Source organism: Pseudomonas sp. B21-017 (assembly GCF_024749245.1).
In the GTDB taxonomy this organism is placed as follows: domain Bacteria; phylum Pseudomonadota; class Gammaproteobacteria; order Pseudomonadales; family Pseudomonadaceae; genus Aquipseudomonas.
Map to the genome: position 1 here is coordinate 4,079,355 of NZ_CP087194.1, position 13,181 is coordinate 4,092,535.

General features: G+C 56.8%; 15 protein-coding genes. 9 read left to right on the top strand and 6 right to left on the bottom strand.

Features of this window, described 5'->3' with window-relative positions; genetic code table 11:
- Nucleotides 1-83 precede the first annotated feature (83 nt).
- The 3 genes from LOY28_RS18430 to LOY28_RS18440 form a co-directional block, all read right to left on the bottom strand.
- The gene (locus LOY28_RS18430; RefSeq protein WP_018925626.1) at nt 84-575 is read right to left on the bottom strand and encodes a DUF2269 domain-containing protein; all 492 of its coding nucleotides are present in this window, start codon (nt 573-575) and stop codon (nt 84-86) included.
- Between the two features lies 1 nt (nt 576).
- Entirely contained in the window at nt 577-1,704 is a 1,128-nt protein-coding gene (locus tag LOY28_RS18435; RefSeq protein WP_258612326.1) for a saccharopine dehydrogenase family protein, read from the bottom strand.
- An 82-nt stretch (nt 1,705-1,786) separates the two neighbouring features.
- A complete protein-coding gene (locus tag LOY28_RS18440) occupies nt 1,787-2,371 on the bottom strand; it encodes a DUF4157 domain-containing protein (RefSeq protein ID WP_018925624.1) in 585 nt (194 codons plus the stop codon).
- Nucleotides 2,372-2,720: 349 nt separating this feature from the next.
- Between LOY28_RS18440 and LOY28_RS18445 the strand changes: the two genes are divergently transcribed.
- From LOY28_RS18445 to LOY28_RS18455, 3 genes are all read left to right on the top strand, one after another.
- A complete protein-coding gene (locus LOY28_RS18445) occupies nt 2,721-4,097 on the top strand; it encodes a hypothetical protein (RefSeq protein ID WP_258612327.1) in 1,377 nt (458 codons plus the stop codon).
- A 315-nt stretch (nt 4,098-4,412) separates the two neighbouring features.
- Nucleotides 4,413-4,931 carry an isochorismatase family protein gene (locus LOY28_RS18450; protein ID WP_019648561.1) on the top strand — a complete coding sequence of 173 codons (519 nt, stop codon included), beginning with the start codon at nt 4,413-4,415 and terminating at the stop codon, nt 4,929-4,931.
- Between the two features lie 129 nt (nt 4,932-5,060).
- Entirely contained in the window at nt 5,061-5,930 is an 870-nt protein-coding gene (locus tag LOY28_RS18455; protein ID WP_258612328.1) for a GyrI-like domain-containing protein, read from the top strand.
- Between the two features lie 102 nt (nt 5,931-6,032).
- On the opposite strand, the gene LOY28_RS18460 is transcribed toward LOY28_RS18455, so the two are convergent.
- On the bottom strand, nt 6,033-6,302 hold the full coding sequence (locus LOY28_RS18460) for a hypothetical protein (protein ID WP_258612329.1): 270 nt from the start codon (nt 6,300-6,302) through the stop codon (nt 6,033-6,035).
- Between the two features lie 75 nt (nt 6,303-6,377).
- Nucleotides 6,378-6,842 (bottom strand): VOC family protein, encoded by a 465-nt coding sequence (locus tag LOY28_RS18465; RefSeq protein ID WP_258612330.1) that lies wholly within the window; start codon nt 6,840-6,842, stop codon nt 6,378-6,380.
- 205 nt (nt 6,843-7,047) lie between these two features.
- Between LOY28_RS18465 and LOY28_RS18470 the strand changes: the two genes are divergently transcribed.
- The 3 genes from LOY28_RS18470 to LOY28_RS18480 all read left to right on the top strand — a co-directional run bounded on the left by LOY28_RS18470 (nt 7,048) and on the right by LOY28_RS18480 (nt 8,802).
- Entirely contained in the window at nt 7,048-8,112 is a 1,065-nt protein-coding gene (locus LOY28_RS18470; protein ID WP_258612331.1) for an alpha/beta fold hydrolase, read from the top strand.
- A 159-nt stretch (nt 8,113-8,271) separates the two neighbouring features.
- Nucleotides 8,272-8,583, top strand: a complete 312-nt coding sequence (locus tag LOY28_RS18475) for a hypothetical protein (RefSeq protein WP_081626497.1) — start codon at nt 8,272-8,274, stop codon at nt 8,581-8,583.
- Between the two features lie 15 nt (nt 8,584-8,598).
- Nucleotides 8,599-8,802 (top strand): hypothetical protein, encoded by a 204-nt coding sequence (locus tag LOY28_RS18480; protein ID WP_258612332.1) that lies wholly within the window; start codon nt 8,599-8,601, stop codon nt 8,800-8,802.
- Between the two features lie 24 nt (nt 8,803-8,826).
- On the opposite strand, the gene LOY28_RS18485 is transcribed toward LOY28_RS18480, so the two are convergent.
- Complete coding sequence (locus LOY28_RS18485; RefSeq protein WP_258612333.1) at nt 8,827-9,834, bottom strand: aldo/keto reductase; 1,008 nt, start codon at nt 9,832-9,834, stop codon at nt 8,827-8,829.
- Nucleotides 9,835-9,926: 92 nt separating this feature from the next.
- Between LOY28_RS18485 and LOY28_RS18490 the strand changes: the two genes are divergently transcribed.
- The 3 genes from LOY28_RS18490 (at nt 9,927) to wecB (ending at nt 13,154) form a co-directional block, all read left to right on the top strand.
- The gene (locus LOY28_RS18490) at nt 9,927-10,826 is read left to right on the top strand and encodes a LysR family transcriptional regulator (protein WP_018925615.1); all 900 of its coding nucleotides are present in this window, start codon (nt 9,927-9,929) and stop codon (nt 10,824-10,826) included.
- 57 nt (nt 10,827-10,883) lie between these two features.
- Entirely contained in the window at nt 10,884-11,204 is a 321-nt protein-coding gene (locus tag LOY28_RS18495; protein WP_064618687.1) for an isochorismate lyase, read from the top strand.
- Between the two features lie 711 nt (nt 11,205-11,915).
- On the top strand, nt 11,916-13,154 hold the full coding sequence (wecB, locus tag LOY28_RS18500) for a non-hydrolyzing UDP-N-acetylglucosamine 2-epimerase (protein ID WP_258614480.1): 1,239 nt from the start codon (nt 11,916-11,918) through the stop codon (nt 13,152-13,154).
- The last annotated feature ends 27 nt before the right edge of the window (nt 13,155-13,181 follow it).

Here is a 13,181-nt window from a genome sequence, read left to right on the forward strand (position 1 = left end):
CCCTCACCCGCATTAACTGGACCGCCTCGCGTTCACGTTTGGCAGAGGCCTTGAACACCAAAGTCTTGAGCCAACCGATCCTGTTACCCCAATAGCCCAACCAGTTGCACCGGCGTCATCTTCGTTACCATCATCAGCACAATCACAAACATCCCGACAAAACCGACTACCCCCATCCACCACCATTTTTTGTACACGGATCGGTATTCATCATCGAGTCCGCTGCCAGCCTCAACTGCGCACGACGCCATCAGGTACAGCCGCTTCTGCAACACCAGCACCGGCAGCCAAAGCGAACCCACGCAGAAGAAGATAATCAACGAAGTCAGTACCCACTCCGTGGTCATGGGTAGTCCGGAGAGCCTCATCAGCAGGTAGCCCGTGATGATCTGTACAAAGCCTGCCGGCGTGGTAATCCAGGTGTCGAAGCGCACGACCATCCGGGCCACATGCGCGATCACTTGAGGGTTGGCCGTGCGGCTGGCGGCGATCAGATAGAGGTAGGAACCCATGCCGAATCCGAACAGGAAAATCGCGGCAATGATGTGGAGGTACTTCAGGCATAGATAGAGCATGTCAGCGCAGCTCGCCAGAGAACTGCACAGACAGCCTCAAATTGTCCGGATCGTTGATCGCTGCCATGTATTCATCGACGGTAATTTCGCCCACGCAAGCCCTGGCACCGGGATGCGGCACATAGCCCTGGGCCATTTTTGCGGCCAAGGCTACAGATGCGCAGCTTGGGATTTGCGGACCTTTGTCATTGGTGGCCGTCAGTTGCACGGTCATGGCCAGCGGTTTCCCATCAACTCCCTTGCCCTGAACGTCGATGTACATCGCGCTTTTGCCATCGCCGAAACGTTCAAACCGGGTCCCCAGCCGATGCAGTCTGGCGGCCCAAAGGGCATGGTCGCGAACCAGCCCGATCTTCAACGCCTGAGCCAGCAGATAGTTGGCGACACCACCCAGCTTCAAGCCCGCGCCGGCCTTGAAGCTCAGGGTTTGCGCGCCATAGCGGCTGGCGAAAATATCCATGTCCGGCACATCGACGTTGGCCAGCACGCGAGTGCCCAGATGCGGCATCTTGCGCAGCGTCAGATCCTGCCAACCCGACACTTCATGCACCTTGCCATTCTTGAGTTGCCTGATCGGTTTACCTGCGTAGGCGAGTACGCCTTCGACGGTCGACAATCCCGGCATCTTCGCCGAAGAGGAAATGCCATGCTCGATCGAGTCGATACGACTGAAGCGATAGCGCTGCTGATCGATGATGGCTGACGATAGCGTCGGCACCGAACTGCAGCCACTGAGGATCGCCACTCCTGCCTGTTTCGCCAAGGCATCGAGTACGCCAACGCCGTTGACGAAGGTTCGGCAGTCAGACAGGTCGCAGTAGTTCACGCCAGCCTCGATGCAGCTCTCGGCGACCGCATAGGATTGCCCTTGAAACGGGCCGCCAGTATGGATGACCAACTGGATGTCCATCGAGCGCAAAACGGATTTGAACTCAGTGCCCATGGCATTGCCGCACCAACTTTCGGCGACAGTGCCCGATTGGCTTTTCAACTCATCGACTTTGCGCTGCAACTTGTGTGGATCGCGGCCCGAGATCACCAGTTCCACATCTGGCATTACCGCCAAATGCCTGCAAACGATGCTACCGAAGTTTCCGTAGCCACCGACCACCATCACCCTGAACACCATTCAACTCTTCCCTAACTGACAGGCTGCTTTCAGCCAATAATGACCGCTTTGTGCCTGTAATGTCAGGCGGCTTCGCTACCCTTCATTGAGTCCCTCCCCGCACCGACCGTCGAACTTCAGCCTGTATGGCATAAGCCGGCGCCTCCACAGCATTGAAATCTTGTGTATAGCGCTGGGCAAATCCTTCTACCCCCCATTCCCGAAACTGCTGCACGTGCTTCAGTTCGTGAGCCCAGAGCGCGATGTCCTGTTCTGCGGTTTGAGTGTCCCGGAAGAGGATGATGTCGATCAGCGTCACGGCACCGACGTCGGGGTTTTGCAGCATGGAAGTGGCGGCGCTGAATTGGCCGTTGTCGCTCACTTTGTAGTGCGCGGCATCGAGGACGCTGGGGTCGTACCAGCGCAGCAGTTGCTCCCGGATGTGCGGTGGAATGGGTTGGATCTCGGCGCTGGCTGCTTCAGCGCGGGCTTGGGTCAGCCACAGCGCCAGGGCAGGTGCCGCGACCTGGTAGACGCCATCAGGCACCTGCCCCAGATCTGGCAGGCAGATGCAGCCGTTCAGGCACACTTGTTTCTCGCCAGGTGGGCAGGCGTTAGTCTGGGCTTGCACTACAGGAGTCAGGCCAAGAACAGACAGCGCCACCAGGCATGTGATGATGGGCGGCATTGGGCCCTCCAGGGACGGAAGCAGGGCGGACAATCGACGACCCGCATAACTTTAGCGTATCCCTGTCGGGTCTCTTTTCGATTGATGCTTGGGGTCGTTTGCTGCCCGCCCGGAGAAGCCTCTTTCGAGCCTCGCCCTCTCCCCGTCCTAAAGGTTTTGATGGTCAAGCCGATCAGATGAACTCGATACTCAGATACCGACGAAGGACCGTCTCCCCTCGATATTTCTTGGCCTTCGACTACCACGGACATTGTCTCGACCACGTCGCAACAATGTCAAAACCTCGATCCCCTCACAAGATGCATCCGCTATCACGATGAATGACGGGTGCACCAAGGAGCTGTTTGCAGTGAATCTTCTATTTCGCCTGGCGGGCGTTGCCATCGCTGTGACCCTGGCGGGTTGTGCCCTGCAAGGCAGCGGGATGGCCAACTACTATAAGCGCGAGGCTGCCGAGCAGGAGGCGCAAAATCGAGCCCTGGTGACCCGAGTACAATCCCGGCCGCTGCCGTTGGATAGCACTTTCAGACTCGACCAAACTGCCGTGCTGACGGTTGACGTACCGGCTGAAGGCACCGAGCCAGCTACCCAGGCCCGGCTTTTCGCGACCTGCGGTTCGTTGACATTGGCGATGGATTATCGACAGGCAAAGAGGTGGAGCAGTCCCTATGCTCTGCCAGCAGACAAGGCGCGGAACATCGCTCAGCAGATGTGCCAAGCGGTCCGAGACAGCGTTTGGAAGCAGCTTCCCGGTGACAGCGAAGACCTTTTGTTATTGGACCCTGGCACCCTGGGCATCGTGAATTCCCGACGCTCGATCTGGGCGGGCATCGACTTCAGGCGCACCCGTCTGGACGAAAGCGAAGGAAAGCCCTACGACCGCCAGTTCGAGCGTGTCGAGGTGGACTGTGCAACCCGCCAGGCCAGCACTCGCCAGGCTTATCGTTTAGGCGATCAGATTTTGCTGCCGCCGCCCGTTAAGCCAATCGACAGTGCATTGGACACTGAACAACGTGCCCGGCTAATTGGCGCCATGTGCGCCGAGCCCACCAACCTGGCGAAACTCGCCACGCCAGTCACTCGGCAAAAATTGCCGCCGGACATGCGTACACCGGAGCTACCGGCGACATTGTTGGCACAGGTCAGCGCCCTCCCCCTGGGACAACCGACCCACACGCTCAACCATTTGCAATTCACCTACAACGCTAGCTCTCCGCTCGTGCCGCGCGCCCTGGTCAACGACCATCCAATGGACTTGTATTTGCAATCGGGCCCGGCCCGCGGCATATGGCGTGAGCAAGCGACGGGAGCACTGGGCAGCCAGCGTGTAAGCCTACGCTGGCGTGGGCTGATCGAACTCGCCGCGACGAGCAGCACTGAGCTCGCTGGCAAAACCGACCAGCAAAGCACCCTCACGAACATCGACCTGGATGGTGATTGGCAAAAACTCAAACCTGGGAGTGTTGTCACTTACAGCAAACACTTCACTCAGAGCACCGGCAAACCATTCGTGCAGAAATTTGAGTGTTCGGTAGGCGAATCCCTTCCCGCCACACATACAGTCGCCTCACTGCAAGGCATGGCCCGCAAGGTTACTTGCGTCACCAATAATGCCCTGCAGACAAGTAACGAATACCTCTATCTAGAGGCCTATGATCTGTTCGTGGAAACCGCCGATATTTCTAAACTCATAGTCCAGGTCAACACGCTCAGGGCGGCAGAATAATGCGCAATCACGGGCGTATTGGGTCGATTGCAGCCCTTCGCAACAGACGTCACCGACTAGAAACGGACCTCAACGATCAATACAAGCAGTAACCGCCACGCAGGTCACGCCCCCTTGCCAACCAGATACCGTGCAGATACTGTCCACTTTATGAATCAGCCATGCATTGCCTCGACCACCACGACCACGACCGCCCAAGGCGGGTCGTGAGAGGTGTCGTGAGCCAATAACGCACGAACTTCAAAGGCCCGCCAGCGATGGACAGGGCCTTTTCTTTTGCCCTTGTGTCGCTGGTCCAAACGCAAGGAAAGCACTATGTACGCACTGTTGATTCTCGATATGCAGGTTGGATTGTTTCATGGTCCGGATAAACCATGGGCTGGCGAAGCGCTGCTGAACACTTTGAATAACCTGTTGAGCAAGGCCCGCACGGCTGGCGCGCCAATTTTCCTTGCTCGCCACGTCGGCCCACCTGGCTCGCCAATCGAACCTGCAAGCCCGTTGGCGCAACTGGTACAGGAACTGCTGCTACAAGGCGACGAAGTAATCTTCGAAAAAAACCGACCCAACGCTTTCGCCATGACTGACCTGGCCGATCGGCTAAAGACTTGTGGATCTCAAGGTGTGGTTATTGCCGGAATGAAGACCCAGTATTGTGTCGACAGCACCTGCCGCGCCGCACGCGATCTTGGATTCGATGCAGTACTGATCGCCGATGGTCATACCTGTACCGATACCCCTGAGTTGAAGGCCGAACATATCATCGCTCATCACAATGCGACCCTGGCGGGTCCATTCTGTCGCGTCGTTCGCGCTGAGGACTGGCATTTTTAACCGTTTACATCGCCGTGGAAGAAACCGCATCGGCCAACCCAAAACGTACCTTGAGCAAACGCGGCTAGGCGCGTTTACACCGCTATAGTCGATTCTATTGCCGACCGTACTTCCAGGAGCCTTTTCCCAGTGTCTGACATGCCGAGCAACTTCGCCTACACAAAACGCTTCAACACCGTACTCGCCTACATCGATGCCAATCTTGAAGGTGACTTGTCGGTGAAGACGTTGAGTCATGTGGCGAACTTTTCGGTGTTTCACTTCCATCGACAATTCAGCGCGTTCGCAGGTGTGCCGGTCTCACGTTATGTGCAACTGATGCGGCTACGACGCGCGGCACATCGCCTGGCCTCCCTCGCTGATCACTCGGTACTGGACGCGGCACTCGGTGCCGGCTTTGAAAGCCCCGAGGCATTTTGCAGGGCGTTCAGGCGGGCGTTCGGTATGACCCCGAGTGCGTTCAGGAAGGAACCGAACTGGCAGGTCTGGAATGCGGTATTCGCAATCCCTCATTTTTCCAGGACTATCATCATGCAAGTACGAATCGTGGAATTCCCAGAAGTCAGGGTCGCAGCGCTTGAGCACTGCGGACCACCCGGGCTCGTCAATGAGAGCGTGCGCAAGTTCATCGAGTGGCGTATGCAGAGCGGACAGTCGCCGGTGGCATCGAGTCGCACCTTTGGCATTCCCTATGGCAACCCCGACACGACACCTGCACAAGCATTCCGCTTCGCCATCTGCGGCGAGATTCACGAGGCTGTGACGCCGAATGAGTTCGGCGTGCGCGAGATCGTCATTCCTGGCGGTCGCTGCGTCGTGGTGCGACATACGGGGTCACCGGATCACATCGGCGAAACGATCTATCCGATATACCGTGATTGGCTTCCTGCCAGTGGCGAGGAACTCCGTGACCACCCGTTGTTCTTCAATTACCTGAGCGTCTATCCCGAGACACCGCAGGATCAATGGCAAACTGACGTGTATGTTCCGCTTCAATAGCGGAGCAAGCAGCTTTCGACCCTGACGGACATTGACGAGTGTCCGCTCAGGATTGCAGTGGCCAAAAGCTGACATCCGGGTTAAACGCTAGCCGGAACATATCTATGCTTTGACGTTAAACTTGCTCAATAACGCGGCACCATCCGTGACACCAAGAATCTGATCGATCGCAGCGATTTTCATGGTTGCGCGACCAAGATGAAAATCAGCGGTGCTGTACACAGCCTCCGCCTCATTGTGGAGTGCATACGCCATATGAGCCGCGATGCGGACGCTCATTGGAGCATCTACTTCGCTGCCCAGGTAATCAGCAAGCAATGCCCTGATTTCAAGTAGCCCAAGCGCGAGTAGCCTGGTCTGGTCAGACTGCATTCAGAAGTCCTCAGTGTGCAAGACATCTCGCGAGATTACATAAACTCGCAGCTTGGTGATACCGAGTGTCCTCCCTCATCTCTCCTCGGCAAATGCCTCCTTGATAAATGCCTCCAGCTCTTTCTCTTCAAGCAACTCAATAGAAAAATGCCCGAAGCGTTTCGGTAACCAGAGTATGCGTGTCCCACTTGGCGTCTGGAGGTTATCGCGAGACAGCGGTTTGCCGTTCTCATCTTCCGGCTGGACGCCTGCGTCGATCAATTCGTCGTAGGCTGCCTCGATGTCCGGTGTGGAATAGCAGTGCCGGTAGATGGTGCCTTCGCCGTTGGCGTCCATCAGAGCCTTGAGATTTCCGGTAAACGGTTGCACCAGCATAAGGCGCTCCGTACCAAACATGACGATCGCATAGCGCACATGCAAACCGTCGCGCTGCCAATCAAGTGTCTTTGAAATTCTGGCGCTGAAGACACGGGCGTAATACTTGCACGCTTCCTCGAGGTCTTTGACGAGAACATCGACGTGGCTGAACTTTAATTTCAATGGCCTCACCTTTTTCAGATATGCGATTTGATACCGAGATCTCTCCTTATGTATCACAGTGTGTCTGATTAGCCTCTTGATACATGATTTTTCACCAGGCCTGCGATTCGACACAGACCAGATACGTCGCTACGTTCAAATGCAAGCAAGGTTTCAAGGGGCTCAGCCAGATCCCCTGGCCAACGACTTGCAACGGAGACATCACATGAAGATGGCACTGCAGAACAAAACCGGCAAAACCCGCCACCGCCTGGTCGGCTCGTCGATCCTCGCGTTTACCCTGTTCAGCGCTCTCGGTGCGGCCCACGCACAAACGACCACCGCGGCGCAGCCAACCTCGGTCAATGCTGGTGCCACTCATGCAACACCCTCCCCGTTCGGCCCGCTCAAGCATGTCAACGCCGGCCTGCTGGACGTGGCATACGCCGAAACAGGCCCGGCTAATGGGCCAGTGGTGATTCTTCTGCACGGCTGGCCGTACGACATTCACAGCTATGACGAGGTCGCCCCGTTGCTTGCCGCGAAGGGCTATCGAGTGCTGATGCCGTATGCGCGTGGCTATGGCGATACGCATTTTCTGTCCGATAAAACCGTTCGCAATGGCCAACCGGCTGCGCTGGCCAGTGACGTCATCGACTTCATGGATGCGCTGAAGATCAAACAAGCCGTGCTCGGTGGTTACGATTGGGGCGCACGCTCGGCCGACATCGTCTCGGCGCTGTGGCCAGAACGGGTCAAGGCGCTGGTCTCGGTCAGCGGATATCTGATCGGCAATCAGGCGGCCGGCAAGAACCCGCTGCCACCCAAGGCTGAATTGCAGTGGTGGTATCAGTTTTACTTCGCCACCGATCGCGGTCGCGCCGGGTACGAGAAAAACACCCACGACTTCGCCAAGTTGATATGGCAACTGGCTTCGCCGAAATGGGCGTTCGACGACGCCACTTTCGACCGCAGCGCCAAGGCGCTGGACAACCCCGACCATGTCGACATCACCGTATTCAACTATCGCTGGCGCCTGGGCCTGGTCCAGGGCGAGAGCCGATACGAAGCGCTGGAGCAGAAACTGGCCACGGCGCCTTCCATCAGCGTGCCGACCATCACCCTTGAAGGCGATGCCAACGGTGCGCCGCACCCGGCCCCCGAGGATTACGCCAAGCGCTTCACCGGCAAATACGAGTTCCGGCTGATCAGCGGCGGCATCGGCCACAACCTGCCGCAGGAAGATCCGCAGGCGTTCGCCAAGGCTGTGATTGATGCGGATCACCTTTGAGGTGATCTGACATCCATGCACTTGCCCCGCTGAACACCTTCACAACAACGGCTCGTTTATTTAACGAGCCGTTTTAACCAAGGCAGGCGTAACACCGTCTAATCTGAATAGAACACGACCACAAACACGCCTCCAACCTCTTGATACAGGGGAAACGGGATGATCGGCAAAACAGCACGCCAATGTTCGTCATGGATCCTCCCTTCCCTGCTCGTCATCAACCTGGCCCTGACCGCGGGCTGTGCGGGCAAAACTTCCACGGCCCGCTACTCGGCCTCAAGTACAGACTCAAGCGCAGGCTCAAGTTGCTATGCAAAAGCGCTACCCACTGCTGGCGAGGGCGGCCTGGCCTGGGGCTCCACCCTGGACAAGGCTCGCCAAAAGTCCATGGATAACTGCATACGCTATGCCGGCCAATCCGGTGGCACGCCGACTACCTGTCATGTGGTGATGGCGGAGTGCAAAAACTGATAGCAAGGTGTATCGGTGACGCAGCAGATCCAGCCGTTGCTCAAGGAGATCGAAGCGAAACTGCCGTCACTTATGTTGCAACTGCAGAACTTCTCTCGCATGTGGATGGTGGTGCTGACCGCGCCGCCGGGCTTGATCGGTGTTGTGGTGGGTAGCATTGCGATCTTGATCGACCGCTCTGCTACCCATCGAACGCCTACGTTCAGTATGCAAAACTGAACACTCATACTCTTCTCAATAGTGTCAGGCGGCACCAGGGACATTTGTTCCCATGCCCGCCGGCAGGAACGGTCGAATTTCATCGATTTCCGCAGCGCTGAGGCGCAACTCCAGGGCTGCAATCAGCCCGTCTACTTGCGCACGATGGCGGGCTCCGACAATGGCGCCCGTCACGACCGGCTTGCGAAGTACCCAGGCGATGGCGACCGCAGCAGCGCTCACCCCGTGCCTTTCTCCAATACGTGCCATGACGTCAACCAATGCCAGGTTCGCACTCAAACGGGGTTCCTGGAAATCAGCACTTCGGGCCTTGCGCCAATCGTCTTCGGGCAGTTGCGAAATGCGTTCGCGCGTCATGCTGCCGGAAAGCAGCCCTGATTGAAGCGTGGAATAGGCAAGGACCCCCATCCCGGCCTGCTCGCAGAATGGCAAAACGTCCTGCTCAATGTCCCGCATCAAGGCCGAGTACGGCGGCTGGAGCGAAACGATCTCTGTCACCTCCTGCGCCCGCTTGAGTTGAGCGACATCGAAATTCGATACACCGATCGCGCGGATCTTTCCTTGATCGCGCGCGGCGGCCAAAGCCGAAAGCGCCACTTCAATGCCTTCACTGCTGGCGTCGGCAGGAAAAGCAGGCCAGTGGATCTGATAAAGATCGATCGTCTCGACTTGAAGCCGGCGCAAGCTTGCGTCGATCTCGGCGAGCAAGGATTGAGGGGCCAGTGAATGCGAAATCTTCTTCGTGACCGGGTCCCAGACCAAACTGCCTTTGGTGAACACCAAAGGACGCCGTGACGCCGGCACCCGCCGCAGCAATTGCCCCACCAATTGCTCTGCATGGCCCAAGCCATAAACCGCAGCGGTGTCAATCCAGTTCACGCCGCGTTCGACGGCATATTCAAGTGCGCCCAGGCTGTCCTTGTCATCCTGCGCTCCCCAACTGTACTCCCAGCCGGTGCCGGCGATTGCCCAGGTTCCCAGGCCAATCGGTGAAATCAGAAAATCCGATGATCCAAGACGATTGTTTTGCATAGCCACCTCTCCACGAATGATGGAGGAAGTATCCGGCAGAGGTCTCATGACGATAAGATAGGTAATCGTATTTGAACTACTGAACAAAACTCATGAGTCATCACCCCGATCTCTCTGAACTCGACGCCTTTGCCGCCGTCGCTCGCCATCGCAGCTTTCGCAAGGCCGCCGACGAACGTGGCGTTTCGGCTTCCGCGTTGAGTCACGCAATGCGAGCGCTGGAAGCACGTTTGGGCATCAGACTGCTGAACCGAACCACTCGTAGCGTGACCCCGACCGAGGCCGGCCAGCAGCTATTGGCGACGCTGGTCCCGAGCCTGCACCAGGTTAACGATGCATTGGCGCAATTGACCTCGATGCAGGAAGTGCCCACTGGCAAACTTCGCCTCAACGTGGCGCGTCCGGCGGCTCGCATCGTGTTTGCGAAAGTGCTGGCGCCCTTCGTGGCCATGTATCCACGTATTCAGTTGGACCTGATCACCGATGATGGATTGACCGATATCGTCAATGAGGGATTTGACGCTGGAGTCCGCTTTGGTGAAAGCCTGGCCGGTGACATGATCGCAGTCCCTGTCGGCGCACCTCAATCGTTCGTGACCGTAGCCGCGGATGCTTATCTGGCCGCGAAGGGAACCGCGCACGTCCCCCGCGACTTGCTCGACCATGCGTGCATTGCCAGGCGTTTTCCCAGTGGCAAACTTTACGCCTGGGAGTATCAAGCCGACGGTCAACCGATAAGGTTATCCGTCACCGGCCCGCTGATTCTGGAAGACGATGCGCTGATGATCCAGGCAGCGAAAGACGGCGCTGGTATTGCCTATGTCTACGAGGAGCTGGTGCGCGACGATCTCCGGAACGGGCATCTCAGAGAAATACTCCAGGAGTGGAAAGCACCGCCCAGCCGGTTCTTTCTTTACTACTCAAGCCGGCGGCATGTGCCACCCGCCTTGAAAGCGCTCATCGAATTTATCAGCGCTCGCGAGGCTGCGTAGCCGTCGTAAAATCGGCACTTGAATCCCACGATTTTTTCAACAAACGGAGTCACCTACATGGAAGTCATCAATCAGTTGCAGCCCGCAGAGTGTGCAGGCATGGAAGATATCCGACGCGAAATCGACGCCCTGGACCAGGCCGTTATCAAGCTGTTGGGCAAGCGTTTTCACTACGTGCTGGCCGCCTCGAAGTTCAAGACCTCGGTGACTTCGGTGCGCGCTCCGGAGCGTTTCAAGGCCATGCTGGCAACTCGACGCGAATGGGCCGAAGCCGAGGGCCTGAGCCCGGATGCCATCGAGAAGATGTACAGCGACCTGGTGAACCACTTCATTGCCGAAGAGATGAAACACTGGGCGGCTCATCAATCCGAAACCTGACGCTAGTGTCCTGACTGTCCGCCGAGGTCTATTTGGTCAGCCATGACAGGCTGCGATAGGCCTGGAGCGGACTTGCGCTCGACTCACAGAAATCGCTGATGGCAAAGGAACTGCTATCGGCTGATTCTGTTGAAACACAGGCCAATTACACTGACGAACACATTCTTTAAACATCAACTCCTATTAATACGTCATTTACCCTTTCACAAAAACTTATTACCCTACTGCATCACGACAATATTCAGGCGTCATTTAAGTGACCACCACAACCACCATTCTTCAGAGAAACAGACCCTTTAACAGCGCCGACGCGACCGTTACAACCCATGAATAATTCATACGCACTGACGAACGGAGTAAAAATATAAAATAGCCATACAAATCAACAATATAAAACCTCAACAACACTTAAATAAAAACCTCATAAAATCATTAAAAACCATAAGTGACCGACCATGAATATAAAAGTTTCAAACTTTATAATTAAATAAAAACCCACACATAACGCTTTAAAATATTCACCTTTGATGCTAATAATCCGGCAGCTTCCGGGTTTCCAGGCGACGTCCCCTCTCACATGAAGTGAACATCAGCGCTCACGCTGACTATCCCGGCCTTTACTAAACTCAAATAACGCTAGCGTGGCTCAAGTTTCAATATAACTTGGGGCAGCTTTTGTGTTGCGCACTAGAACTGCGCGAGGAAGGCATCATCGTCCGCCATCATTCAAGGCTTAAAGTCCTTTCGATCTTCGGTACCCGTCCTGAAGCCATCAAGATGGCGCCTTTAGTCAAAGCCCTCGCTGCGGAACCTGGCATTCATTCGCAGATATGCATCACCGGCCAACATCAAAGCATGCTTAAACAGGTGCTGGATCTGTTCAACCTCAAGGCCGATTACACCCTCGATGTGATGACGCCGCACCAGACGCTCAATTCGCTGACTGCGGCGCTTTACGAAGCGATTGATCCGGTGCTGGAAATGGCCCAGCCGGATCGGGTGCTGGTACATGGCGATACCACTTCGGCCATGGTGGCCGCGATGGCTGCGTTCCATCGACGCATCCCGGTCGGCCATGTGGAAGCCGGCCTGCGCACCGGTGACATCTACAGCCCATGGCCGGAAGAAATGAATCGTCGCTGCATCGACCTGGGTGCGGACATGCTGTTTGCGCCGACCCACGAGTCGCAAAAAAAACTGCTCGACGAGCGTTTGCAGGGGCGCTCTTTCGTGACCGGCAACACGGTGATCGACGCTTTGCAGATGACCGCGCAGCGCATCGAACACGACGCTGACCTGCGTGCAGGCCTGGATGAGCAATTCTCGTTCCTGCAACCCGGCCGCAAGGTATTGCTGGTCACCGGGCATCGTCGGGAAAACTTCGGCGAAGGCTTCCTCGACATCTGCAAGGCCCTGAGCCATTTGGCCCGGCGTGCCGACATCCAGATCGTCTATCCGGTGCACTTGAACCCCAATGTCATGGGCCCGGTCACCGAGCAGTTGGGCGACCTGCCCAATGTGCACCTGATCAAGCCACTGGACTACATGGCTTTCGTGCGACTGATGCAACGGGCACACGTGATCCTCACCGACTCCGGTGGCGTGCAGGAAGAAGCCCCCTCACTGGGTAAACCCGTGCTGGTCATGCGTGACGTTACCGAGCGCCCCGAAGCGGTCGCGGCGGGCACTGTGCGCCTGGTCGGGACCTCGCCGGACTCGATCATCGCGAGTGTCAACGCGTTGTTCGATGACGAGTTGCTGTGGCGTCGATGCTCCCAGGCGGCCAACCCATACGGCGATGGCTGCGCCAGTGCGCGCATCGTCGACGCGCTGATGGGTCGTCCGGTCGATGAGTTCGTCGTCGCTCGGCAGTCATTGCCCAAGTTCCTGCATTACCCGACAGCGGTGCCTGTGCCCGAGGAAAATTACCCGGCTTTCACCTCTCTCTAAACCGAACCGCTCCTCCCCTTATCAGCT